General features: G+C 69.6%; 20 protein-coding genes and 1 pseudogene. 11 read left to right on the forward strand and 10 right to left on the reverse strand.

Annotation, left to right across the window (positions count from 1 at the left end; all coding sequences use genetic code 11):
* Positions 1–516: 516 nt before the first annotated feature.
* The 3 genes from ACH47Z_RS41735 to ACH47Z_RS41745 form a co-directional block, all read right to left on the reverse strand.
* On the reverse strand, positions 517–888 hold the full coding sequence (locus ACH47Z_RS41735) for a hypothetical protein (protein WP_399084096.1): 372 nt from the start codon (positions 886–888) through the stop codon (positions 517–519).
* A gap of 32 nt (positions 889–920) precedes the next feature.
* The gene (locus ACH47Z_RS41740; RefSeq protein ID WP_399084099.1) at positions 921–1634 is read right to left on the reverse strand and encodes an SDR family NAD(P)-dependent oxidoreductase; all 714 of its coding nucleotides are present in this window, start codon (positions 1632–1634) and stop codon (positions 921–923) included.
* A gap of 128 nt (positions 1635–1762) precedes the next feature.
* The gene (locus ACH47Z_RS41745; RefSeq protein ID WP_399084102.1) at positions 1763–2701 is read right to left on the reverse strand and encodes a LysR family transcriptional regulator; all 939 of its coding nucleotides are present in this window, start codon (positions 2699–2701) and stop codon (positions 1763–1765) included.
* A gap of 356 nt (positions 2702–3057) precedes the next feature.
* On the opposite strand from ACH47Z_RS41745, the gene ACH47Z_RS41750 reads away from it, so the two are divergent.
* A complete protein-coding gene (locus ACH47Z_RS41750) occupies positions 3058–3186 on the forward strand; it encodes a hypothetical protein (protein WP_399084105.1) in 129 nt (42 codons plus the stop codon).
* Between the two features lie 31 nt (positions 3187–3217).
* On the opposite strand, the gene ACH47Z_RS41755 is transcribed toward ACH47Z_RS41750, so the two are convergent.
* Entirely contained in the window at positions 3218–3835 is a 618-nt protein-coding gene (locus tag ACH47Z_RS41755) for a TetR/AcrR family transcriptional regulator (RefSeq protein ID WP_399084108.1), read from the reverse strand.
* Between the two features lie 311 nt (positions 3836–4146).
* The gene (locus ACH47Z_RS41760; RefSeq protein WP_399084111.1) at positions 4147–4725 is read right to left on the reverse strand and encodes an ester cyclase; all 579 of its coding nucleotides are present in this window, start codon (positions 4723–4725) and stop codon (positions 4147–4149) included.
* Positions 4726–4876: 151 nt separating this feature from the next.
* Between ACH47Z_RS41760 and ACH47Z_RS41765 the strand changes: the two genes are divergently transcribed.
* Positions 4877–5488, forward strand: a complete 612-nt coding sequence (locus tag ACH47Z_RS41765; RefSeq protein WP_399084114.1) for a TetR/AcrR family transcriptional regulator — start codon at positions 4877–4879, stop codon at positions 5486–5488.
* A gap of 200 nt (positions 5489–5688) precedes the next feature.
* On the opposite strand, the gene ACH47Z_RS41770 is transcribed toward ACH47Z_RS41765, so the two are convergent.
* Both ACH47Z_RS41770 and ACH47Z_RS41775 read right to left on the reverse strand, forming a co-directional pair.
* A complete protein-coding gene (locus ACH47Z_RS41770) occupies positions 5689–7425 on the reverse strand; it encodes an MOSC domain-containing protein (RefSeq protein ID WP_399084117.1) in 1737 nt (578 codons plus the stop codon).
* A gap of 643 nt (positions 7426–8068) precedes the next feature.
* Positions 8069–8485, reverse strand: a complete 417-nt coding sequence (locus ACH47Z_RS41775; protein WP_399084120.1) for a MarR family winged helix-turn-helix transcriptional regulator — start codon at positions 8483–8485, stop codon at positions 8069–8071.
* Positions 8486–8864: 379 nt separating this feature from the next.
* Here ACH47Z_RS41775 and ACH47Z_RS41780 point away from each other — a divergent pair, with 379 nt between their 5' ends.
* From ACH47Z_RS41780 to ACH47Z_RS41795, 4 genes and pseudogenes are all read left to right on the forward strand, one after another.
* Positions 8865–11609 carry a multifunctional oxoglutarate decarboxylase/oxoglutarate dehydrogenase thiamine pyrophosphate-binding subunit/dihydrolipoyllysine-residue succinyltransferase subunit gene (locus tag ACH47Z_RS41780; RefSeq protein ID WP_399084123.1) on the forward strand — a complete coding sequence of 915 codons (2745 nt, stop codon included), beginning with the start codon at positions 8865–8867 and terminating at the stop codon, positions 11607–11609.
* 81 nt (positions 11610–11690) lie between these two features.
* A pseudogene (gene dxs, locus ACH47Z_RS41785) lies at positions 11691–13586 on the forward strand (1-deoxy-D-xylulose-5-phosphate synthase); the annotation flags it as partial.
* A gap of 118 nt (positions 13587–13704) precedes the next feature.
* Positions 13705–14088: a DUF488 domain-containing protein gene (locus ACH47Z_RS41790; protein ID WP_399084126.1), complete on the forward strand. Its 384-nt coding sequence runs from the start codon at positions 13705–13707 to the stop codon at positions 14086–14088.
* Positions 14052–15143, forward strand: a complete 1092-nt coding sequence (locus ACH47Z_RS41795) for a tellurite resistance/C4-dicarboxylate transporter family protein (protein WP_399084129.1) — start codon at positions 14052–14054, stop codon at positions 15141–15143. The genes ACH47Z_RS41790 and ACH47Z_RS41795 overlap by 37 nt, the downstream gene beginning before the upstream one ends.
* Before the next feature lie 120 nt (positions 15144–15263).
* Here the strand turns inward: ACH47Z_RS41795 and ACH47Z_RS41800 are convergent, their stop codons facing one another.
* Complete coding sequence (locus ACH47Z_RS41800) at positions 15264–16343, reverse strand: TDT family transporter (protein ID WP_399084132.1); 1080 nt, start codon at positions 16341–16343, stop codon at positions 15264–15266.
* 568 nt (positions 16344–16911) lie between these two features.
* Here ACH47Z_RS41800 and ACH47Z_RS41805 point away from each other — a divergent pair.
* The 4 genes from ACH47Z_RS41805 (at position 16912) to ACH47Z_RS41820 (ending at position 21566) form a co-directional block, all read left to right on the forward strand.
* Positions 16912–17916 carry a GlxA family transcriptional regulator gene (locus ACH47Z_RS41805; RefSeq protein WP_399084135.1) on the forward strand — a complete coding sequence of 335 codons (1005 nt, stop codon included), beginning with the start codon at positions 16912–16914 and terminating at the stop codon, positions 17914–17916.
* Between the two features lie 463 nt (positions 17917–18379).
* Entirely contained in the window at positions 18380–19108 is a 729-nt protein-coding gene (locus ACH47Z_RS41810; protein WP_399084137.1) for a DNA-3-methyladenine glycosylase, read from the forward strand.
* Between the two features lie 271 nt (positions 19109–19379).
* Entirely contained in the window at positions 19380–20840 is a 1461-nt protein-coding gene (locus ACH47Z_RS41815; protein ID WP_399084140.1) for an MFS transporter, read from the forward strand.
* Between the two features lie 270 nt (positions 20841–21110).
* The gene (locus ACH47Z_RS41820; protein WP_399084143.1) at positions 21111–21566 is read left to right on the forward strand and encodes a DUF6884 domain-containing protein; all 456 of its coding nucleotides are present in this window, start codon (positions 21111–21113) and stop codon (positions 21564–21566) included.
* 271 nt (positions 21567–21837) lie between these two features.
* Here ACH47Z_RS41820 and ACH47Z_RS41825 read toward each other — a convergent pair whose 3' ends face one another.
* Together ACH47Z_RS41825 and ACH47Z_RS41830 are read right to left on the reverse strand one after the other, a co-directional pair.
* Positions 21838–22584 carry an alpha/beta hydrolase gene (locus ACH47Z_RS41825; protein WP_399084146.1) on the reverse strand — a complete coding sequence of 249 codons (747 nt, stop codon included), beginning with the start codon at positions 22582–22584 and terminating at the stop codon, positions 21838–21840.
* 383 nt (positions 22585–22967) lie between these two features.
* Positions 22968–23105: a hypothetical protein gene (locus ACH47Z_RS41830; protein WP_399084149.1), complete on the reverse strand. Its 138-nt coding sequence runs from the start codon at positions 23103–23105 to the stop codon at positions 22968–22970.
* Between ACH47Z_RS41830 and ACH47Z_RS41835 the strand changes: the two genes are divergently transcribed.
* Positions 23089–23295 carry a tyrosine-type recombinase/integrase gene (locus tag ACH47Z_RS41835; RefSeq protein ID WP_399084152.1) on the forward strand — a complete coding sequence of 69 codons (207 nt, stop codon included), beginning with the start codon at positions 23089–23091 and terminating at the stop codon, positions 23293–23295. The two genes, ACH47Z_RS41830 and ACH47Z_RS41835, sit on opposite strands and share 17 nt — an antisense overlap.
* The last annotated feature ends 30 nt before the right edge of the window (positions 23296–23325 follow it).

Consider the following 23325-nt stretch of genomic DNA (forward strand, 5'->3'; position numbering starts at 1 on the left):
CCCGGCGCCTTGGCGTTGTCGGTGCGACGTGGTCGAAGGCGTCGCTCCACAAGGGATGTGGTCGCTCAACTCGCAGTCGGATGACGGTCCGACCGCGTCCCGCACCGACACCTCCGAATGACGAAAGATGGCATTCTTCACTGCGGAGTCGCAGTCGCGCACCGGTCGACCGGTGCCCCAAGTCTCGGAATTCGGGCTCATCTATCGCCGACGTGATCACGGCTTTCGCATAAGCGGCCGGCCCCGTGCAGGAGCGTTCGGTTCGGGATGCGCTCCGGCTGCGTCCTACGAGGAGTTGGGGAACGCCAGAGTGGGTAAGTCGGGCCGCGATCCGGTTGCCCTGCGCCCCTGTCACTCCGAGACTCGGGCCGCGGAGAAGGAGCCGCTGACAGCGCAGGTACGCCACACCGGTCACCCCGCTCAGGGGGCACGGTGCGGCGCAACCCGGGTGCGAAGCGCCCGTTGAGCGGGCGTCAACACGCGCCAGAGGCAAGTCGGTTGATCTGGCCGAACAGGCTAATCCAGGCGGGATACCTGATAGTGGCCGATGGACCAGTCGTCCCCTGTGCGGACGACGAGGACGGAGAGTTTCACGTCCAGCGGGGGCCGGTCCGTGAACGAGAACTCGACGGCGAGGTAGCCGAGGACGAGGTCGTCGGCATGCCGCCTGGTCTCGAGGATCCGGTATGCCGCCTTCATGCCGAGGGGCTGGGAGTCGTAGTAGTCGGCGACGCCCTGGCGTCCGACGCTGTAGGGGTGCAGCCCCTGGAAGACGGCGTCCTCGGTGAAGAGGACGGCGACGCGGTCGGGCTGGTGCGCGTCGACCGCGGCCTTCCACTGGTCGAGCACTCCGCTCAGGATCTCCGCGTCGTCGGTCGTGGCGGTCATGTCCACTCCTTGGTCCAAGACTCGGTGTACGGTCAGTGTCCGGCGCTCATGCCGCCGTCGACGTGCAGGATCTCGCCGGTGACGAACGGCGCCGTCTCCAGGAAGAGCACTCCGTCGACGATGTCGCTCACTTCACCCATGCGGCCGACCGGGTGCAGGGCGGCGAGGAACTCGTGGGCCTCCTCGGGGTGCATGGGGGTCTTGATGGTGCCGGGCGACACGGCGTTGACGCGGATGCCTCGGGTGGCGTACTCGATCGCCAGGGACTTGGTCGCGGACTGCAGGCCACCCTTGGTCAGCGAGGCGAGGACGGAGGGGACCCGGGCGTCCGGACTGTCCACCAGGCTGGTGGTGACGCTCACGATGTGCCCGCCGCCCTGGGCGAGCAGGTGCGGGAGGGCCTGCTGGGTGAGGTGGAAGAAGCCGGCGACGTTGATGCCGGTCACGCTGGCGTAGTCCTCGGCCGTGTAGTCGGTGAAGGACTTCGCGACGAAGATGCCCGCGTTGTTGACCACGGTGTCGATACGGCCGAACCGCTCGAGTGCCGCGGTGACGACCCGCTCGGCGGTCGCCGGCTCGGCGATGTCGCCCTGAACGGTCAGGACGTCGGCATCGTCGGCGGGGGCGATGGTGCGCGAGGTGGCGACGATGCCGTAGCCGAGCTTGCGGTAGCCCTGGACGAGGGCGGCGCCGATGCCCTGCGAGGCGCCGGTGATGACCGCGACCTTCTGGTGCTGTGTGCTCATGCTGACTTTCTCCAAAGACGATGACCGATCACTAGCCGACCGGTCGACTATTCGACCGTAGGTCGGGCGGTTCGGCAGTGGAAGGATCGGCTTCCTACCGCCTGGAAGGCGCAGCCTCCCAGCGCACGTCAGGCCGGGATCGCGTATGGATCGTCGGCGGGCAGCCAGGCGTCCGGGGCGTGGATCCCGAGGTCGCCGACGCCGTCGCACAGGGCGTCGACAGCGGCGAGGACTCCGGGACGATCCTCGCTCGCGCGCCAGACCAGGGACCAGGTCCAGTAGACCTTCGGCGCGACGATCTCGCGGCGGACCAGGTCGGGCGGGAGCGGAGCGGTCTGCCCCTTGGGCGAGTTGAGGACGGGGCGGGTGCAGCGGCGGACGTGGTCGAAGAAGGCGGGGCCGGTGATGGCACCATCGGAGATGCGCACCGGGCGGGCCCCGGTGACCTGCGTCAGTTCCTCGGCGTACACGTTCCAGGACGCCCAGGAGGTGATGTCATCGTCAATCAGTACATCGGTGTCCCGGGCCGCCACATCCGGTGGGTCGCTGGTGTCGCCGCCCTTCGCGACGGCGTAGAGACGGTCGGCGCCGATCAGTCGTGCCCGCAACCCGAGCCGCTCGAGGTCCTCGGCGCGCACCCAGCAGACGGCGAGGTCGAGGCTGCCGTCGGCAACCCGCGTGGCCTGGGTGTGCGAGGGGGCGACCCAGGCGTCCAGGTGCACCTGGGCCGCTGCGGCTGTCCGTGAAGTCAGGTCCGGCGGCAGCCAGTTGACGTAACCGAGCCGCACCGACTCCGAGCCCGACAGTCGGCCTGCCTGGCGCTTGAGGTCGTCGGCCCGCTCCAGCAGGGCACGGGTGTGCGGGAGCAGCGCGGCGCCGGCCGGGGTGAGGGAGACCGAGCGGCGGTTACGGTCGAACAGCCGGACGCCCAGGTCCCGTTCGAGCGCCTTGATCTGCTGGGAGAGCGAGGGGCCCGCGATGAGCAACCGCTCGGCGGCCCGGCCGAAGTTCAGTTCCTCGGCGACGGCGACGAAATACCGCAGCTGGCGCAGTTCCACGCGCGCCATGCTACGCGCGCTGGGAGGCCGCGCCTCTCAGCAGCGAGGCGGCCGGTCATGCCATCAGTGCCGGCCACGGCGATCTGGCCCGGCTGTGGCGCCCGGTGGGCGAGTTCTGCGCCATCGGCGTGTGGCGGGCCGACGACGAGGAGGAGTTCCACCAGGGGTGCTTCGCATCCGGCCGCTGCGCCCGTGGACGACCTTCATCGCCGCTCCTTTGGAGTCCCATGCCGACGACCGGGCCGGGTCGACGGCGTCCGATGACCGCCCAGGTTCCCTGAGCCCATACCGCCAGGGCGGCCGCCACGCCCGGTCGCGGGCATGGGCGTCGGCCCTTTTCGCCCAGGCCCCGATCCAGCCTGCTGATGCACCTTTGGACAGAGCTGTCCGCGGGTGCCGGGGCCAACCCGGCCACCGCCAACTACTCCGGCTGTCTCCTCGGCACACTCGCGGGCGACCGGCCCGACACCAGCCGCGCCGCCCTCTCCCCCTGATGCGGCATCGCCGTCCCGGCCGGCCGCGTGATCAGAACGCCGTACGGTCCCCGGCCCTCGGCGCGCCCAGCAGGGCCCGGCAGTTCTCCCAAAGGGGACTCAACCGCTGGGTGCTGTTGTAGAGCTTGGCGAACATCACCTGGCCTTCCAGCTGGGCCACGACGGCGCGCGCCGCCTCACGGGTGTCGGCCACGCCGACCTCGCCGCGCTCACGGGCCTCGGCGATGACGGACTCCACCATGTCGACCTGTGCGTCGAAGATCTCCTGCAGCCGCTCGCGGACCGCCTCGGTCTGGTTGCTCAGCTCCAGAGTGAGGTTCCCGAACAGACAGCCCGCCACGGTGCCGCAGCCCAGCTGGACGGCACGCTGGCCGGCCTCCGTCTCCTCGAACAGCCGCCGCAACCGCCACAGCGGCTCCGCGTCACCGGTCAGGGCTTGTGTCCAGTCGCGCTTCTGGACCGCCCAGTGTTCATCGACGACCGCGAGTGCGAGGGCCTCCTTGGACTCGAAGAAGTAGTAGAAACTCCCCTTCGGCACCCCGGCGGCCTTGCAGATCTCGGCCACGCCGAGCGCCGCGTACCCGCGCTCCTCGATCAGCGAGCGAGCGGCGTCCAGGATCTTCCGCCTGGCGTCACTGGTACGTCCCATGACATCAGCGTACGAAATAACCGACCGGTCGGCTACATGTGCAGCGAGGGAACCTCGGCCGACCGTAGGACGCCGACCGCAGGGAGAGGCTCTCGGCCCGGTCAGCGCGCGAACAGAAGCACAACGGTCTCGGTTCGTCCCCACAATCACCCTCCTCCCGTCTGCCGACCTGGGCACTGGTCGGTTCCGCACGAGGAACCGTTATGCGGATACGCCGTCTCGCGCGCGGAGGTCGATCGCATCCGCTGGCGGCCACGGCCCTGGGGCGAGTGCCGCACCGCAGACCTCTCAGCCGACGTGGCGCGGACGACTCAGCGGCTTTCTGCCGGTTCGTCGCGCAGCAGGGCGGCCGCCTCGGCGGCCTCGGCCGTGACACGGGTGGCGGCGTGTGCGGCTCGCCCGGTCAAGCGCCAGGCGATCATGCGGAGTGCCGTGGGCGGGGCCGGCGGAAAGACACCGAGCTGGCCGAGCATGGTGATGTCGTCGCGTACCGCCTCATGGCTCACCACTTTGCCGTCACGGAGGCCGAGTACATGGATCTGCTCGAAATCGATGTCATGCCCGGTGGGGGGTATGGCTTGATCGAGTGCGCCGTCGCGGTAGCGGACGAAGGGCCCCGTGTGGCGGCCCCGCATGCGCAGTCGCACCCAGACCTGGTCGTCATTGCGTGCGATGCCGAGGACCGGGAAACGCAGATCACTGAAGGCGGAGCGCATCCACGCACCCGAGGCGAGGACCCCGGCCGGGCCGGGCAGAGCGCAGGCCGGGGGTGCCACGGCCGCCTCGCGGTTGCAGAAGTCCTCATGCACCACGTCGGCGGCCAGCGCCGGGGCACCTGTCTCGAGGACGCGGAAGAGTCCGTGGGCCAGTTCTGTGGGGTCCGTTCCCATGATGCGGCTGCCTCTCGTGGGCTGTGCGGTCGCGATGAACACGTGGGTCGCCCGCGGGACGGGCGGCGTGGCCGCGCATTCGGTCCGAGTTCGACCGGCGCATTTGAGGTTATAGCACGCCTAATGAATTCACGGCGATAGAATTGCGATCATGCCGTCCAAGCGCTCCTACGTCTCCCCGCTGCGCGCACAGGCGGCCGCGCAGACACGCGAGCTGATCCTGCGTCAGGCAACAGAACTGTTCGCCGAGCGCGGCTACGGGCGGGTGACCGTCGCCGACATCGCCGCGGCGGCGGGCGTGGCCTCGAAGACCGTCTTCGCGAGCGTCGGGAGCAAGAGCGACATCCTGAATCGGATCGTCGACGAAGGCGTGAACGCATCGGGTTACGAACGCGCGATGCAGACGCTGCTTGAGGAACGGACACCAGAGTCGGTGCTGCGAGCGTTGGCTCATGGCACGCGGATGGGCAACGAGCGTCAGTTCACCGTGCACGAGGCGATCCGAAAGGCGCTGCCCGTCCACGAGGACGGCGAGGCCCTGTGGGAGCGCGCCACCGCGGACTACCGCGACGCGCTGCACACGACCGCCCGCCATATGCACACCCTGACTCCAGCGCCCTCCTACCCGGTGGAGGAGACAGCCGACCTGCTCTGGCACTGGTTCGGTCCCACCGGCTGGCGCACCCTGGTGGTCGAAAGCGGCTGGTCCTGGGACCGTGCCGAGGACGTCCTCTATCGCACGGCGGTCGCCGCGCTGCGCTGACACGACGTGTCGCCCCCGTCGTGCCGCCGCCCCGCAGAGAGGTGCGGTCGAGGCTCATGCAGTCCTGGACGCCGGCCCTGCGCGGTTTCGGTGCTCGGCGGACCGACGGCCGCCATGGGTATCGAGGGTCCGCGTCCGGCGTGCGATCCACCACGGCTACGTGGCTGGTCAGCCGGCTCCTCACCCGCTTTGTCGGCCGATCACAGATCGAGGACGACCTCGGTGGTCGGCTTGCTGCAGCAGACCAGGACGGTCCCTGGCTCGGGGAGTTCGAGGGGTGGGGTGGTGTAGGTGATGTCGCCTGCGACGAGGTGGGTGATGCAGGTGTGGCACACACCGGTGCGGCAGGACCAGCGGGTGGGGATGTCGCAGGCTTCGGCGAGATCGAGGAGGGACGCGTGAGCGGGTGACCATGGGGTGGTGATGCCGCTGCGGGCGAAGGTGACGAGGGGCCCGGTTGCGGTGGGACCGGGTGGCTGGTGGGGCCGGACCACGGCGGTGGCGGTCACGCCCGGGTTGATGGCGGGGAGAGCGGTGAACTGTTCCGTATGGATCTGCTGGGGGCGCAGACCCAGATCGCGCAGGAAGCCGGCGAGGCCGTCCATGAAGGCGGGTGGGCCGCACAGGTAGGCGTTGGCCTCGGCGGGGATGCCCATGGCCATGAGGGATGCAGCGGTCGGGCGGCCGTGAGTGATGTGGGGCTCGTCGGGACGTGGGGTTTCGCCGGTGTAGTAGATGTACTCGTGGGCGCCCGGAAGTTGGGCCAGAAGGGTATGAGTCTCGTCCGCGAAAGCGTGGTGGGCGCGGTCGTGGGCGGTGTGGATCCACCAGACGGCGCGCGGGTCTCGCGTGGCGGCGAGTTGGTGGAGCATGGCGAGCACGGGTGTGGCACCGATCCCCGCGGAGATCAGCACGATCGGGCCGGGGTGTTCTTCCAGTACGAAGGTTCCGCGGGGGCTGGCGATGTCCACGAGGTCGCCGGGGTGGAGCCTCGCATGAATGTAGCCGCTGGCTTTCCCGTGGGGTTCGCGCTTGACGCTGATGCGGTAGGTGCCGGCTGTGGGCGCGCAGGACAGGGAGTAGCTGCGCACTTCGGGGGCGGCATGGTCGATGGCCAGGCGGATGGAGAGGTACTGGCCGGGGCGGGCCTCGGGCAGGGGCGTGCCGTCGGTGGTGGTGAGGTAGAGGGACGAGATGGTGGGGGTCTCGGGGACGATGCGGGTGACGCGCATGGGCTTGAAGCCCGGCCATCCCGGTTCTTTGCCAGGCTGCTCGCCCGGCTGTCCCGGCTTCTGTGCGGGCGCGGCGAGTTCGCGGAAGGACTGCTGCCATCCGGGACTGAGGGCGGGGATGTTCAGTGCTTTGCGCAGCTTCGCGGGGTCGCGGTCCGGGAGGTAGAGCAGCGCGTCGGCGTCGGCGACGCTGAGTTGTTCCGGTCCCTTGCGGGTGAGGGTGACGGCGTCACCGGCCTGGACGCGGCCTTCGGTGATCACTCGGAGGTAGAAGCCCGGCCGGTGGTGGGCGACGAGCAAGGAAGCCATGGTGGGTTCGCCCAGGCGCATGCCGACCCGGTAGCAGGTGACGCGGGGCTGGGAGACTTCGAATTCCGCTTCGCCGATGCGGTACCGGTCACCGATGCATACTTCGTCGTCGGGCAGGCCGTCGACCGTGAAGTTCTCCCCGAAGATCCCGAAGGTCAGGTCGTCGCGTCCGAGCTGTTTTTGCCAGTACTGGTAGGACTGCAGCTGGTAGACGAGGACGGCTCGCATTTCGCCGCCGTGCCCGGCCAGATCTCCTTGACCGTCTCCGTCGACGTTCAGCCGCCGGACCATGCGGGAGCCCTGGACAGGGGCCTTCCAGGCTCCGGTGTGCACGGTCCTTCCCTGCCAGGGCACATCCTTGGGCAGTCCTACGTTGACGGACAACAGCGTCGCCATGGTGGACCTCCTGCGCGATGGTAGCCGGGACAGCCCCCCTCGTGACGCTGTGCCTCGCCGAGAAGCGCGCTCAGCCGCACATCGGTCCCATCGTATGCGTGCCTTCTGACGGCAGGCCGTCAGAAGGCGGACCTGTCACTCCGTGTCAATGCATGCGGCTCGCCCTGCGAACGCTCGATCGCGCCTGACGCCCGTCCAAGTGGCGGACTGGGAGCCCTTGTCTCCCAGCAGGGAGTAAACAGGTCGTAGTCTCGGTACGACTCGATGAACCACAAACGCCCCGGGCCCGGCCACCGTGACGGGATTCGTCTTCCCCCGGGGTACGGATCCTCGACGTGACCGGTCCATCGAGTTGTTCGCTGTGGCCAACGAGTTCGGCGGTCAGTATCAGGTGCGGATCGCGTCCGAGGACGGTACGGGCGTGATCACCTCCGCCGGAACCCGCCTCGGCGCCGATGTGCGGGTCGATGATGTACCGGAGCCATGCGACGTCCTGCTGATCCCGGGGGTCCGGGATGGGAAACGCTGCTCAAGGACGTCGCAGTCGATCTCGCCCGCTGTAGGCCACGGGCTGGATTCGCCGCACAAGCCGCGCCCAGGTGTCGTCCGCCGACCACAGCCGTTGGTGTGGAAAACGAGCAGATCAAGTGACGTCACACGATCGGCCGGACGGCTCCTGGGTGTCCAGTCCCGGACCGAGGTGCTGGCACATGAGCGCCTGCGCGGTCGTCTCGGCGGCGGCGAAGCTGGAGCGTCCTGCGTCGGTCAGGATGGCCTCGACCGTCCTGCGGTCTCCGGCACGACGATGGCGATCTATCAGTCCGGCCGCCTGCAGACCCCTGAGGAGGTAGGACATCCGGTCCCCGGATTCCTGGAGGAACGCCGCCAGCTTGGCAACGGGCACAGATCCGCTCGCGGCCTCGGCGAGCGCGCCGAGAATGAGGTAGTCATGGAGCGACAGACCGTGCCGCACCCGCAACTCACCGTGCACCAGACCCAAGGTCCGCAGGACGCCTGGAAACTCCCACCGCGTGGTGTCCGACAAATCGTAGTCGATCATGTTCCTTCCCAGGGGTCGGTTCTCCGGCCACAAGCCCGCGGCCGTAGCATCACAACCGGATTCCCTACGACGTCGATCCCGGACCGGACGGACACGAAGCCCTCGGATCAGGACGGCGTCACCCGCCCGCACTCCGCATATGCGACGACGGCAGGCAGCAGGCCGTCACCCGTCCGATGTCCTGATGTGAGGCCGTCGTGGCGCGCCCGGCCATCCGTCTCCGCACTCCCGGCGTCCTAGCGTCGTCAGTGCGACGCGGTCGAACGGGTCGGTCTCCGCAACGGTTGCGAAGTCCTCGACACCTGACACGCAGGCGGACGACCGCCGTAGCCGCGTCCGCCATCCCCAGGCTTCACAGAGGAAAGAAGGCGTTCGCGCCATGGCGTCGCAATCAGACACCGCTCGAGCAGCGTCTCACGGGCTGGACTTCGGGCTGAACGAATGGGTCGTGGACGAGCAGCGACGGCGTTACCTCCACGACCCCGGCTCGGTCGACCAGACGTGGAGGAACTTCTTCGCCACTCTGGTGTCCCCGGCCGCCGCGGCCTCGCTGACCGCCTCAGCCCAACACCACAAGGGCACCGACGAGGCGGCGCTCAAGGCGGTACGGGTCGCGGCGCTCATCCACGCGTATCGCGTGCGCGGGCATCTGATGGCCGGAACGGACCCGCTCATGGCGCGGGCCGCCGCAGCACATCCGGAGCTCGACATCGCCGCGTTCGGACTTGACGACGCGGACCGGGCGGAGGACTTCGCCGTGGACGGGTTCGCCGGGCGCGCCACGATGTCACTCGACGAAGTGCTCGGCGCATTGCGGGAGTTCTACTGCCGCACCGCCGGGTTCGAGTACATGCACATCCAGGACGCCCGGGAACGCCGCTGGATCCAGCAGCGCGTCGAGGGGCCGCAGCGCCGCCCGGACCGTGCCGGACAGCTGCGGATCCTCTACCGGTTGGGGGCCGCGGAGGCCTTCGAGACGTTCCTGCAGACCAAGTACGTGGGCCAGAAACGGTACTCGCTCGAAGGCGGCGAGTCGGCCATCGTGCTGCTCGACGCCCTGTTGCTCCGCGCCATCGAAGACGGTGTCCAAGAAGCCGTCATCGGGATGGCGCACCGCGGCCGGCTCAATGTCCTGGCCAACATCATCGGCAAGTCCTACGGCCAGATATTCGACGAGTTCGAGGACGCGATGGACATCCGGTCGGTCCAGGGCTCGGGGGACGTGAAGTACCACCTCGGCGCGGAGGGCACCTACCGTGCCCTGGACGGCGGCACCATCGCCGTCTCGGTCGTGGCGAACCCCTCGCACCTGGAGATCGTGGGGCCGGTGGCCCAGGGCGTGGTGCGCGCCAAGCAGGACCTGGCCGGGGACCAGGGCGAGCCCTTCCCCGTACTGCCGGTCGTCCTCCACGGCGACGCAGCCTTCGCCGGCCAGGGCGTGGTCGCCGAGACCCTGAACATGTCGCAACTGCCGGGCTACCGCACGGGCGGGACGGTCCACGTGGTCGTCAACAACCAGGTCGGCTTCACCACCCTGCCCGCCAACGGCCGTTCGAGCACGTACGCCACCCATGTGGCACGGATGGTGGAGGCCCCGATCTTCCACGTCAACGGCGACGACCCGGAAGCCGTCGACCGCGTCGCACGGATGGCCTTCGACTACCGCCAGACGTTCCACAAGGACGTCGTGGTCGATCTGGTCTGCTACCGGCGCCACGGGCACAGCGAGGTCGACGACCCGTCCATCACGCAGCCGATGATGTACGAACACATCGCCGCCAAGGCTTCGGTGCGCACGCTGTACGCCGCGGCCCTCATACGCCGCGGGGACATCGGCGAGCGGCAGGTGGACGGTGCCCGCCGCAACTACCAGGATCACCTCGAACGGGCCTTCGCCGAGACCCGGGCGCTGCCCGCTCCCGCACCGGCCGAAGACCTTCCTTGCGCCGACGCCGGACAGGCGGCCACCCAGCGCACGGCGACCGCGATCGACGAGGCGACAGCCCGTCAGGTCATCGCATCGCAGACCGACCTGCCGCAGGGCTTCACCGTGCACCCGCGTGTCCTGCCGCAGCTCCACCGGCGTACGGCGACGCTCGACACCGGCACCGTCGACTGGGCCACCGCGGAGACACTGGCGATCGGTTCGCTGATGCTGGAGGGCGTCCCGGTACGGCTGGCCGGACAGGACTCCCGGCGCGGCACCTTCGGCCAGCGCCACGCCGTACTGACCGACCGGCGCACCGGCGCGGAGCACACGCCGCTGAACTCCCTCAGCCCGCAGGCCGCGAGCTTCGCACCGTACGACTCGATGCTGTCCGAACTGGCGGCGCTGGCCTTCGAGTACGGCTATGCGCAGGCCCGTCCGGAAGCCCTGGTGCTGTGGGAGGCCCAGTTCGGTGACTTCGCCAACGGCGCGCAGACGGTCGTCGACGAGTACATCGCCTCCTCCGAGCAGAAGTGGGGCCAGCGTTCCGCAGTGACCATGCTGCTGCCCCACGGCCTGGAGGGCCAGGGTCCGGACCACTCCTCCGCCCGGATCGAACGCTTCCTGCAACTGTGCGCGCAGGACAACATGACCGTGGCCATGCCCTCCCTGCCGGGCAACTACTTCCATCTGCTCAGGCAGCAGGCGCTGGACGGCCGCAGGCCACTGGTGGTCTTCACCCCGAAGTCGATGCTGCGGTCGAAGGCGGCCGTCTCCGCCCTGGCCGAGTTCACCCAGGGCGGCTTCCGCCCGGTCCTGCCGGACGACACGAAGGATCCGGCCCGTGTCTCGCGCGTGCTGCTGTGCTCGGGCAAGGTCTTCTACGACCTCGACGCCCACCGGCACGCCGCGGGCACGACCGACACGGCGATCGTCCGCGTGGAGCGCCTCTACCCGTTCCCCGCCGAGGAACTCGCGGCGGAACTCGCCCGTTTCCCCGCGGCCGCGGACGTGCGGTGGGTGCAGGAGGAGCCGGAGAACCAGGGTGCGTGGTCGTTCGTCGCGCCCCGTCTGCACCGGCTGACCCGGCGCGCTGTGGAGTGCGTGAGCCGGCCCGAGGCGCCCGCGCCCGCGGTCGGCTCGGCCCGCCGGCACGGCGTGGAGCAGAAGGCTCTCGTGACATCGGCCTTCCAGTGATCAGCGGCTCGCGCGGTGCGCATCGGCTGCCCACCGCGCGTATCCGTCGACACCACGGCAGCATCGAGGAGGAGCAGCGGCATGGGCCTGCTGGCGCGCATCAACCAGCCCGCGGACCTGAGGGGTCTGAGCCGTCCAGAGCTGGTCCGGCTGGCCGGGGAGATCCGCGACTTCCTGGTCCGCCATGTCGCGGCCACGGGAGGCCATCTGGGGACCAACCTCGTCGTCGTGGAACTGACCCTGGCGCTGCACCGGGTCTTCGACTCCCCGCGCGACCGGCTGCTGTGGGACGTCGGGCACCAGGCGTACGTCCACAAGATCGTGACGGGGCGGGCCGGTGAGTTCTCCGGCCTGCGGCAGTGTGGCGGGCTTTCCGGATACCCGAGCCGGGAGGAGTCCGCGCACGACCACATCGAGCACTCCCACGCATCGGTAGCCCTGTCGTACGCCGACGGCAGGGCCAAGGCCGCACAGCTCGCAGGAGAGTCGGACCGGCACATCGTCGCCGTCGTCGGCGACGGAGCACTCACCGGAGGGCTGGCCTGGGAGGCCCTCAACAACATCGCGGCGGCGCCGGACCGGCCGGTGGTGATCGTCGTCAACGACAACGGACGCTCGTACGCACCGACCGTGGGCGGACTCGCCCAGCACCTGGCGGCCCTGCGCACCCACGCCGGCTACGAGCGTCTGGCCGGCTGGGGCAGACAGGCGCTCGACGGTGCCGGAGCGCCGGGCCGGGCGCTTCACCGCACCCTGCACGCGGCCAAGGAAGGCATCAAGGAGGGCCTGAAAGCAGGCCTCGCAGGGGGCAGCGCGGAGGCCGTGATGCCCCACTCGCTCTTCTGCGAGCTGGGACTGCACTACCTCGGGCCCGTCGACGGCCACGACATCACCGCCCTGGAAGCAGCCCTGGAACGGGCCAAGGCCCATGGCGCGCCGGTCGTCGTCGACTGCATCACGCGCAAGGGGCTCGGATACGCGCCGGCCGAGCAGAACGAGGAGGACCACCTGCACGGCATCGGCATCATCGACCCGCAGACCGGGCACCCTCTGCGGCCCGCTGGTCTGACCTGGACGGCAGTGTTCGGCCGGGAACTGGTCGAACTGGCCGACGCGCACCCGGACGTCGTCGCGATCACCGCGGCCATGCCCGGCTCGGTCGGTCTCAACGACTTCGCCGCACGCTACCCGGCACGGTTCTTCGACGTCGGGATCGCCGAGCAGCATGCGGTCGCCTCGGCCGCCGGCATGGCCATGGCGGGCCTGCATCCGGTGATCGCCCTGTAGGTTCCTGAACCGCGCCCTCGACCAGATGCTGATGGACCTCGCGCTGCACCGGCTCGGTGCGACCCTGGTCCTCGACCGGTCCGGAGTCACCGGTGACGACGGCCCCGGCCACAACGGGCTGTGGGATCTTGCGATGCTCCAAGCTGTCCCCGGCCTGCGTATCGGGGCTCCCCGCGATGCGCGCACGCTGCGGCGGCAGTTGCGCCAGGCCGTGTCGATCACCGACGCGCCGACGGTCCTGCGCTACCCGAGAGGCACGGTCGGCCCGGCGATCCCGGCAGTCGGCCGCGCCGGTGCGGTCGACGTCCTGCGCGAGGCCCCGGCGGCGGTGTCCTGCTGGTCGCTGTCGGAACGACGGCCTCGGTCGCTCTCGAAGCGGCGGAGCTGTGCGCCGAGCAGGGGGTGGGGGTCACCGTAGTGGACCCACCGTGGGTCAAGCCGCTCCCCGGCGATCTGCCCGCGCTCGCCGCCGAGCACGCCCTGGTCGTCACGGTCGAGGACGGCCTGCGCGCCGGAGGAGTGGGCACCGCGGTGGCCCAGGGCCTGCAGGAGGCCGGCATCCGCACCCCGGTACGTGCCGTGGGCGTGGCGGACGGGTTTCCCCGGCAGGCCACCCGGGCCGAGATCCTCGCGGAAGCAGGCCTGACCGCTCAGGCGATCGCGCACACCGTCACCCAGACCCTGGCCCGCGCGGCCGTCACCGCGGTACCCACCGGTCCCCACACCATCCCCGCACCCAAAGGCAATGAATTTCGCATACCAGTAAAATGCTTCTACTGCGAAAGCGGCCGGAGGATGCGTCATGTCCGTGTCCGAGATCATCTGCCGCAGAATCGACGAGCAGACGCCAAGCGAGGACGGTGAGGTCGGCGAGCGCGTGCTGGTCGACCGGGTCTGGCCGGAAGGTGTGCGTCGGCAAGGCGCACCGCTCGACGAGTGGCTGCGGGAGGTCGCACCATCCGTCGAGCTGCAGCGCTGGTACGGCCACCACCCCCAGCGGTTCGGTGAGTTCCGCCGCCGCTGTCTCACCGAACTGGGCGATCAGCGGCACAAATACGCAGCTGCCCGGCTTCGGGACCTGGCCCAACACCGCAGCCTCACCCTGCTGACATCCACCCAGGACATGGACCACAGCCATACCGCGGTCCTGGCCGAATGGCTCACCGAACCCGGCTCTCGGTGGCCAATCTGAACGCGGGCGCACTCGCGTTCGTGATGGGCACCGGCATCGTCTCCACGGCCCTGTACGTCAACGGCGCCGACACCGCCTCCGCCGTACTGCTGTGGGTGGCCCTGGCCGGTTATGCCGCACTGGTGCCCGCCTACGGCTGGCGGCTGCTGCGCCGGCGCGAGCGGTTCGTCGCGGATCTCCTCGGGCCGCGTGCCTTCGCGTTCCTCACCCTCGCGATCTCCTCGAACGTGCTGGCCGCTCGCTTTGTGCCGGCCGGACACACTGCGGTCGCCGGGGCGTTCCTGGCGTTCGGAACGCTGGGATGGGTGGTGCTGGACTACGGCATCCCGCTCGCGCTCATCACCACGCTGAAGCGGGGCCCCTCGCTCGACCAGGTGAACGGCACCTGGTTCCTGTGGTCGGTGGGATCGGAGTCGGTGGCGGTCGCGGCAGCATCGCTGGCCCGGTTGACCCCGGGACACGCACTGGCCGTCCTGGCAGTGGTGTGCTGGGCCGTCGGCCTGATGCAGTACCTGCTGACCGCCGCGCTGGTCCTGGCCCGGCTGCTGTCCCGGCCGGTGCAGCCGGAAGGCCTCATGACGTCCGTATGGATCTTCATGGGGGCGGCGGCGATCGCCGTGCTCGCCGGAGTCCGGCTGATCGCACTCCATCCAGGCACCACGATGTTGTCGCGCCCGCTCATCATCGGGACGTCCGTCGTCCTGTGGGCGTTCTCAAGCTGGCTGATCCCGCTCCTGCTGGCTCTGGGCGTTTGGCGGCACGCGCTGCGCCGTATCCCGCTGCGTTACGAGCTCGGCTGGTGGAACCTCGTCTTCCCGGTCGGCATGTATGCGGTCACCACGCATGAGCTGGGACGCGCGACCGCAACCTCGTGGATGACGAGCGTGGGCCGCTGGGAGGTCTGGATCGCCCTGGTGTTCTGGGCTGTCGTGTTCGCCGCCATGGTGGCCGCCAGACTCCGGGCCCGCCCCGCGACCGCGCACGGATCCGCCGGTGCGGGGCAGCCGGCCCGCCCGCAGAGCACGGCCTCGACGGCACCCGGGGCGCTGCCATAGGCACGTGTTGCGATGCGGCATAGGCACGTGTTGCGATGCGGCGCGAACCCGGCTGCCCGTCGGCAGACAGCCGGGTTCGCGCGACGCGTCCGTGTGATGCGGAGCGTTGCACGGGCCCTGTCAGCGGCGGGCGCGCTCACGCTGCCGGACAGCATGGCACAGGGAGTGCCAGGCGACGACCGCCCAGGCGACGACGAGCAGGGCGTACAGGACGACGGCGATCCAGACGAACAGCTGCGAGCCGGTACGGGCGGCGAGCGCGCTGGTGCCGGTGACGCATGCACCGAGGGGGAAGATGAAGGACCACCAGGTGGCTGCGAAGGGCAGCCCTCTGCGGATTTCCCGTACGGTCAGCGCCGTGGCCAGTACCAGCCACAGCAGGGCGAAGCCCCAGATCCCGAGCCCACCCAGGAGCGCTACGACACCACTCCCGCGCGCGTACGGGGCGGGGAGCACGCTCGGCGCCGCCGTGGCCAGCGTCCCCAGCGCCGTCACCGCCTGATCGAGCGCCCCCACGCCGATCCACATCGTGGGCACCACCGCACCGCCGGGCGCGTCATGATGCACCAGGCGGGTGTAGACCATGGCCAGCACCAGCAGGACCGCGACCAACCCGAGCCCGAGCATCGAGTAACAGCACAGCAGCAGGGCCAGCCGCACCTGCCCGGCCGGCGCCCGCGGGATGAGCAGCGCGCCCGTCGCGGCGGAGACCAGCGGCGGCACCACCGGTAGCAGCCAGCCGCCGAACGCCGCGTCCGGCGTGAAACGGTGCCGCGTGACCATCAGATACGGCACCGTGCAGGCGGTGGCAAGACCCAGCACCGTACCGGCCGACCACAGCACCCAGTCCGCATCCACCGCCGCACGCTCCCCGATCAGCCGCCGGCCGAGCAGCAGCGTCCCGGCCCCGACGGTGAGCAGAGCCATCGGCGGCGCCCCGAAGAACTGGGCCAGTACCGGATCACCGGCATGCACCCGCAGCGTCCGCTGCCCGGTATAGCTGACGGCGAGCACGATCAGCAGCAGCGCGGTCCCCGCCCAGACCACCGTGGCGGCCTCGCCGAACCCGGGGAGACTGCGCGGCAGGGTGGCGGCCGCGACGGCGACGATCCCGCTGCCCATGACGGCGGCGAACCAGCCGGGACCGAGCTGGCCCCGCTCCCTGCCGTTCCCCTCGTCCGGCCGGTCACGTACATGCACGGATGATCTCGGGGCCGAGCCGACCGCGGACGCTCTCGAGGCCGGGCCGACCTGGCACGGGACCGCTCGGCTGGTACTGGGGTGGGGTGTCACGGCGTGAAGTGCCTTCTCTTGGGGTGTCGGATTCGTCACCGTCCAGGACCAGCCACGGTGACGGACCGGCCGACTGGCCAGGCCACACCCAGCAGCTCAGGGAAGCGGCCGAGACGGTCGGCCCGTTGGCGCCCTCGACGCTATGGCGAAGCGCGGCTCCCGCCACAGAACAGCATGCGCCATGACGCCCTCACACCAGGACATCGAGCACCGTGCAGGCCCGTTGCCGGGTGCCGCCCGGATGCCCCGATGTCCTTGTCCGAGCGTGTTGTGGCCACACCTGTGGCCATGACGAGACGGCGAACGACCGCTGAACACGGGCGAGGCGCCGAAGCCAGATGCCTCGTTCCACACCACGGAAGGCAGCAACATGCCGCAGGGACGCGGACGACAATCGGCACGGGAGCGGCAGAGCATCGCCGGGCGGATGATGGTGTCCTCCGATGTGGGCCCCAGTCCGTCCGGGAGGCGCACGATGAAGGACAGGCCGTCAGGCAGGAAGCCGCTCCTGGTGACCGTGCTGGTCTTCCCCGGCGTACGGCTGCTCGACGTCACCGGCCCGATCGAGGTGTTCACGACAGCCAACGAATTCGGCGGCCGCTACCGCGTACGCACGGTCTCCCCTGACGGCGCCGACGTGGTCACCGCAGCCGGCACCGGACTGCGCGTCGACCTCGCTGCCGCGCAGGTACAGGCGGCCAGCGATGTGGTCATCATCCCCGGCGGCCCGGAGTGGCCCTCCCTCATCAAGGACGACGCCCTGCTGGACGCCATCAGGGCGCTCGACGCACATGGTTGCCGCACCGCGTCCATCTGCACCGGAGCCTTCCTCATCGCCGCGGCCGGACTGCTCGACGGACGCAAGGCGACAACGCACTGGCGCTTCGCCGACCAGCTCGCCCTGCGCTACCCGAAGGTGAGCGTGGAAGCGGACGCCCTGTTCGTACGCGACGGCCACATCATGACCTCCGCAGGCGTCACCTCGGGCATCGATCTCTCGCTCGCCCTGGTCGAGGAGCACCTCGGCGCCGACGTCGCCCGCGCCGTGGCCAAGGACATGGTCGTGTTCATGCAGCGGCCGGGCGGCCAGTCCCAGTTCAGCGTCCGCACCCACACCCCGCGCGCGAGACAGGAGATGCTGCGCCGGGTCCTGGACGCGGTCGCCGAGGACCCGTCCGCCCCGCACACCCTTGCCGCCATGGCGCGCCGGGCAGGTGTGAGCACCCGCCACATGACACGCCTGTTCCACGACGAGATGCACACGACCCCGGCCCGCTACGTCGAGCAGGTCCGCATGGAGGCCGCCCAGGCGATGCTGGAAGACAGCGACGACCCCATGGCCACGGTGGCCCGGCGCACCGGCTTCGGGTCACCGGAGTCCCTGCGCCGCGCCTTCACGCGCAACCTGGGCATCACGCCGGGGGCCTACCGGGCACGCTTCCGCACCACGCACACCGGAGTCGACGGCGCGGGCGCCTGAGCCCTGGAGGTATCCGGCGAGCACAGACAATCGCCGAAATCCGATAGGTCGGCCGTGCCGGACGAGGCCAGTCAGGCTCTGCGAGCGCGGCCCGCCACGCGGGCGCACCGTCGTAGATGGTGACGCATTCGCTCACCCATACATGCGCGTGGCCGGTGACGCGCAGGAGGGTGAAGCGCCGGTCGGCCGGATGCCCGCCGCGTTGTCTCGCGGCCCCGGAAACGTTCGCCCGACTGCGGATAGTCCAGCATCGCGTCCGCAGCCTGGATCGCGTGCTCGGCCTCGATGTCACCTCGTCCGGAAGCGTGTTCCTTCCTCCAACGGCCTGGTGGGCGTTCGACTCGAAGGTCCGTATCCGAGTGCCTCACGGCAGTTTTTCGGGCCATGGGGCGACGCAAGGAGAGCGCTGGGACGGTGGGGGCGTCGGATCCGGCGTCCCGGAATCTCGACAGGAGGCAGCGGCTTGGCAGAGAACCAGACGGTCCCGGGCATGGCCGGGACCGATCACGAGCAGTTGCGGGCGTTCGATGAGCCGGGGGCTCCGTCGGCAGGGCGGTCCGCCTTGCGCGAGCACTTCTTCGACCGGCCCGCCCTCGAGGTGGCTCCCGAACTCCTGGGGGCTCTCGTGGTCTCGCGCTCGCAGCGCGGCGTGACGGCGGTGCGTATCACCGAGGTGGAGGCGTACGAGGTGCCCGATGACCCGGCCTCGCACGCGTTCCGGGGCCCGAACCGGACCAATCGAGCGGAGTTCGGGGCCCCGGGGACCTTCTATGTGTACCGGACGCACGCGCTGCATCGGTGCCTGAACGCCGTCTGCGGACCCGGGCAGCGTCCCGCTTCGGTGCTGCTCCGCGCCGGCACCGTCGTGGAGGGAGCAGACGTCGCGCAAGATCGCCGGGGGCCTGGGGTACGGGCGCGCGATCTGGCGCGCGGCCCGGCCAACCTCGCGCGAGCGTTGGGCATCGCCGATCTGCGTCATGACGGACAGTCAGCATGCGACGGAGCGGCGGAGTTGTTCCTCGCGGAACCCGCCGGGGGCGTCTCGTCCGCGCGGGTCGGTCGAGGGCCGCGGACGGGGGTGGGCGGTCCTGCTGCTTCGTACGCCTGGCGCTTCTGGATGCTGGGCGAGTCGAGTGTCAGCCCCTATCGGGCGCACCCGGGGTACCGCCGAGGGATGAGGGCGCAGGGCTGACCCCTCCGTCCCTCCTGGGACACCGCCGGTGCCGACGCCGTTCCTCGGAGGCGGCGGCACCCGAAGGTGTTTCAGGCTCGCTCCGGTACCGATCCCGCAGCGAAGACCGAATGTGCGCCTTCGCTGTCCTTATCCGCGGCCACGCACACCCGGCGCCTGCGAGTTGAACACCTCAGGAAATGTCCGTGGGCCGGGCCGGCTCGCGCCTACGCCTCCTGAGACGGCGTCCGGGGGCACGGCGGCGGCCCGACCGAACAGAAGGCGATCAGTGATGACTCCGATCAGTCCCACTCCCGACCCGGATCCGCGCAGGTGGCGCGCGCTCGGGATCATCTGCCTGGTGCAGGTGATGCTGCTCCTCGATGTGACCGTGGTCAATGTCGCGCTTCCTCCCATCCAGCACGATCTCGGCTTCACGACCACGGGCCTGGCCTGGGTCGTCAACGGCTACACCGTCACCTACGGTGGGCTGCTGATGCTCGGCGGGCGCCTGGGCGATCTGCTCGGCCGCAGACGCCTCTTCCTGACCGGCTTGGCGATCTTCGCGCTGTCGTCGGCGAGCGCCGGAGTGGCCCAGCAAGCCGGTGTACTGATCGCCAGCCGCTTCGTACAGGGCGTCGGTGCGGCACTCGTGAGCCCGGCGGCACTGTCCCTGGTGACGCTGCTGTTCACACAGCGGCAGGAAAGGGCACGGGCCATGGCCATCTGGAGTGGCCTGGCCGGAGTTGGTGTGGCCCTGGGCGTCGTGCTCTCGGGCGTCCTGACCACCATCGCCTCCTGGCGTTGGATCTTCTTCATCAATCTGCCCATCGCCGTGTTCGCCTTTCTCGCCACCTTCAAGCTCGTCTCCGAAAGCCGGGCCACCAAGCGCGGTCGGCCTGACGTCCTAGGCGCCGTGACGGTCACCCTCGGTCTGCTCCTGGTCGTGTTCGGCCTCCTGGAGAAGGACAGCCACGCATGGCTCTCGTTCTCCGTCGTGGGCTGCGTCGGGCTCGGTGTGCTCTGCTTGATCGGTTTAGTGCTGGTGGAGGCTCGCGTGGCCCAGCCTCTGGTGCCCCTCGCATTTCTGCGCTCACGTAACCGGAGCATCGCCAACATCGTTCGCATCTGCTACTACGTCGGCTTCGCCACCCTCTTCTTCTCACTGAGCCTGTATGTCCAGCGCATACTGCACTTTTCCGCGCTGGCGACCGGATTCGCCTTTGTACCGTTCGGGTTGGTCATTCTCTTCAGCGCCACCGTGATGGCACCACGCCTCCTTCCCCGGTTCGGTCTGCGGGCCCTGAACGGAGGAGGGCTTGCGGTCACCACCGTCGGCTACCTCCTCCTTGCCGGGCTGAGCAGCCACGGCACCTATGTGGCCGACGTACTGCCCGGACTGATCCTCGTGCCGCTGGGAGGCGGACTCGTCCTCGTCGGATCCACTGTCGCCGGAGTGGACGGCGCCACCGGTGAGGACGCGGGCATCGCCACCAGCATGAACAATGCGTCCATGCAGATCGGCAGCGCCATCGGCCTGGCGGCCCTGGTCTCACTGGGCACCGGCCACGCCGCCGTGCTGCGGCGTGCGGGCGCCGACCCGTTGACCGCCGCCGCGCACGGTTACGCCTTCAGCTTCACCATCGCCGCCGGCATGACGGCCTTCGGTGCGTTCCTCGGCTTCGCCGGAATCCGCCCGACACCGACCGAGACTCCGACGGTGAGGACCAACGCCAAGGAGCGCGTGGTCTGACGTGCCGCCGGCGGCGAAAGCGAGAGTCTGCGGCCGCGGCGGGCCTGGCGGAATGGTGCTGCCGCTGCATTTCAGGGGACATAGTGGGCTCCGCTCGCAGAGGCCGAGTGTGCGCCAACTGTTCGTGCGACGGCGGCATTGCCGGGTCTGAGCTTCCATCGGCTGCCTCTCCTGCTCCCTCCCGTGGACGCCTCAAGCCCGTCATCCGGCATGACCTTGTTCTTCATGACCAGTAGTGCTCACATCACACGCACAGGCAGGACGACAGACATGACCACGAACGACCATCTCGACTACTTCAAGCCACGACTCGTCGTCATCCCGTGCGGCAGCCGCAAACTGGGCTCGCCCGCGCGCTCCGCAGACATGTACGTAGGCTCCTACCACCGGGCATGCCGCAAGGCGGCCGACGCACTGCAACCTGACCTGCTGCTCATTCTCTCCGCACGCCACGGGCTCCTCGACCTCGACGACGTCATCGAGCCGTACGACACACCTCATGGCGCAGCCGACGCGGTAACGAGCCAGGTCCTTCTGGAACAGGCAACCGTGCGTGACATCGTGGGCCTTGACCCGGTGGTGGCCCTCGGCGGTGCACGACACATCAGCCTCGTGCGCTCCGTCTGGCCGCACGTCCACACGCCGTTGGCCGGAGCACGCGGCATGGGTGAGCAAATGGCCCGGCTTGCAGCATTGCGCGAGGGACGGGGACTGCCTCTGACATGACGCTTCGTGCGGCGGCCGCGAGGCCTCGCCAGCATGTGTCGAGGCGCATGGCCCTATGGGGACTGCGGAGCCTTCGATGAAGTGACGGTCGTACGTGGTGCGGTGGTACCACAGTGCGACGTCGTGAAGCTGATGGTGGAGGCGGTGCCGACCTCTTGCTCCTCAGGGCATCCTCGGGTGTAAGCGGATCCCGGGGTCGGCGACCGTCGGCCCGGGAACCCGTGAAGCGGTAATGCAGGAGCGGGCGGTCATGCAGGCCGTCCGTCGACTGCTACCAGGTCTGCTCGCTGGCTCGTACGAGGACCTCGTGGGAGCCCCGCGCGAAGGTGCCCGTCTCGGCGTCGGTCCAGCGCTGCCGGCTGAGGTAGTCGATGACCTTCTGGCGCTGCTCGCGCGTGTAGAAGTCCTCGTGGCCGCGGGACATGCTGCGCGACATGTCGTACATCGAGGCCGTGGCGACCGCCTTGATGCGGCTGTCTGCGGCCGCCGCGGTGAGCGCCATGCCGCTCAGGCCGCAGATGGCCTGCACGCCGATCCGTTCACGGTCGACGATCTTCTGCAGGCCGAGGAAGTTGATGGCGGCGCTGAAGTCCTCGGTGTAGATGTCGGGCGAGCCCACGTCGCGCACCGTGCCGCCGCTCTCCCCGGTGAAGGAGGGGTCGAAGGCGAGGGCGACGTAGCCGCGGCGGGCGAACTCGTTGGCGTACAGGCCCGAGGACTGTTCCTTGACCGCGCCGAATGGGCCGCTGAGCGCCAGGGCGGGCAGCTTGCCCCGGGCGTTCTTCGGCACGTAGAGGTCTCCGGCGACCTCGATGCCGTAGCGGTTCTTGAACCGTACCGAGGTCCGCTTGACGTTCTTGTCCAGCGCGAAGGTACAGGCGTCCTTGGTCTTGCCCTGTCCTGTGGCGCCCCCGGCACGGCCGCTCTCCTCGCCGAAGGCGGGCAGAGCCGTGAAGGAGGCGGCTGCGGTGGCGGCTCCGGTGCCGGCGATCAGGCCGAGCGCTTTGCGACGTTCCATGGAGTGGACCTCATATTCGATCGGTGGGGGAAAGGCGCGACGTCGTTGCTGTCGGGACCGAGGCGCGATTCCACGAAACTGCTTCTGCGCCAGGGGTGGCAGGTCGGGTTTATGGGGGGGTAGAAGCTCCCCCCACCCCGCGGGGGTGTGCGTCGTAGCGCGGAAGGCATGCCACATCGACACCTGCCGGACATCCGCGCCGTGTCAATCCATCGATTTTGTAGAGACGTTGGTCATGCAGCCTGGCTCCGGTGACCGGTACGGCCGCGCGACTCTCGGAGGGTGTTCTCAAATGGACGGCGTCACTTCACGCGCCGGCTCCCGGCGCGTGAAGTGCATCCGCCACCCCGTTGATGTGGATCGCATTGCTGCGTTCTGGGGGATCAGGGGTTGATGAGGACCTTGAGGCTCTTGCGGTCGGCCATGTCCTGGTAGCCGGCCGGGACGCCGTCGAGGTCGGTGGTGACGTTGAAGACCCTGCCGGGCTCGATGGCGCCGCCGAGGATGGCCGCGGTTCGCAAGGCGGCCCAGCGGGCCGGACTCGGCCGGGTCACCCCGCACCAGCTCAGACATACTCTGGCCACTCAGGCGATCAACCGGGGCATGTCCCTGGAGGCCATCGCCTCGCTCCTTGGCCACAAGTCACTGAGCCTTTTCCAACCTCGTGGTGAGGGTGGCTGCTTGGTCGCGGAGGTCTGTACAACGCAGTGAAGCTCCCGGTAGACGGGTTCACGACCAAGA

The organism is Streptomyces sp. NPDC020192, assembly GCF_044388685.1.
Lineage (GTDB): Bacteria > Actinomycetota > Actinomycetes > Streptomycetales > Streptomycetaceae > Streptomyces.

Coding starts and splice junctions, on each gene's coding strand:
- ACH47Z_RS41735 (WP_399084096.1), bottom strand. CDS start 888: ATGACCGCCACGACCGACGACGCGGAGATCCTGAGCGGAGTGCTCGAC.
- ACH47Z_RS41740 (WP_399084099.1), bottom strand. CDS start 1,634: ATGAGCACACAGCACCAGAAGGTCGCGGTCATCACCGGCGCCTCGCAG.
- ACH47Z_RS41745 (WP_399084102.1), bottom strand. CDS start 2,701: ATGGCGCGCGTGGAACTGCGCCAGCTGCGGTATTTCGTCGCCGTCGCC.
- ACH47Z_RS41750 (WP_399084105.1), top strand. CDS start 3,058: ATGCACCTTTGGACAGAGCTGTCCGCGGGTGCCGGGGCCAACCCGGCC.
- ACH47Z_RS41755 (WP_399084108.1), bottom strand. CDS start 3,835: ATGGGACGTACCAGTGACGCCAGGCGGAAGATCCTGGACGCCGCTCGC.
- ACH47Z_RS41760 (WP_399084111.1), bottom strand. CDS start 4,725: ATGGGAACGGACCCCACAGAACTGGCCCACGGACTCTTCCGCGTCCTC.
- ACH47Z_RS41765 (WP_399084114.1), top strand. CDS start 4,877: ATGCCGTCCAAGCGCTCCTACGTCTCCCCGCTGCGCGCACAGGCGGCC.
- ACH47Z_RS41770 (WP_399084117.1), bottom strand. CDS start 7,425: ATGGCGACGCTGTTGTCCGTCAACGTAGGACTGCCCAAGGATGTGCCC.
- ACH47Z_RS41775 (WP_399084120.1), bottom strand. CDS start 8,485: ATGATCGACTACGATTTGTCGGACACCACGCGGTGGGAGTTTCCAGGC.
- ACH47Z_RS41780 (WP_399084123.1), top strand. CDS start 8,865: ATGGCGTCGCAATCAGACACCGCTCGAGCAGCGTCTCACGGGCTGGAC.
- ACH47Z_RS41795 (WP_399084129.1), top strand. CDS start 14,052: ATGGCTCACCGAACCCGGCTCTCGGTGGCCAATCTGAACGCGGGCGCA.
- ACH47Z_RS41805 (WP_399084135.1), top strand. CDS start 16,912: ATGAAGGACAGGCCGTCAGGCAGGAAGCCGCTCCTGGTGACCGTGCTG.
- ACH47Z_RS41815 (WP_399084140.1), top strand. CDS start 19,380: ATGACTCCGATCAGTCCCACTCCCGACCCGGATCCGCGCAGGTGGCGC.
- ACH47Z_RS41820 (WP_399084143.1), top strand. CDS start 21,111: ATGACCACGAACGACCATCTCGACTACTTCAAGCCACGACTCGTCGTC.
- ACH47Z_RS41825 (WP_399084146.1), bottom strand. CDS start 22,584: ATGGAACGTCGCAAAGCGCTCGGCCTGATCGCCGGCACCGGAGCCGCC.
- ACH47Z_RS41835 (WP_399084152.1), top strand. CDS start 23,089: ATGGCCGCGGTTCGCAAGGCGGCCCAGCGGGCCGGACTCGGCCGGGTC.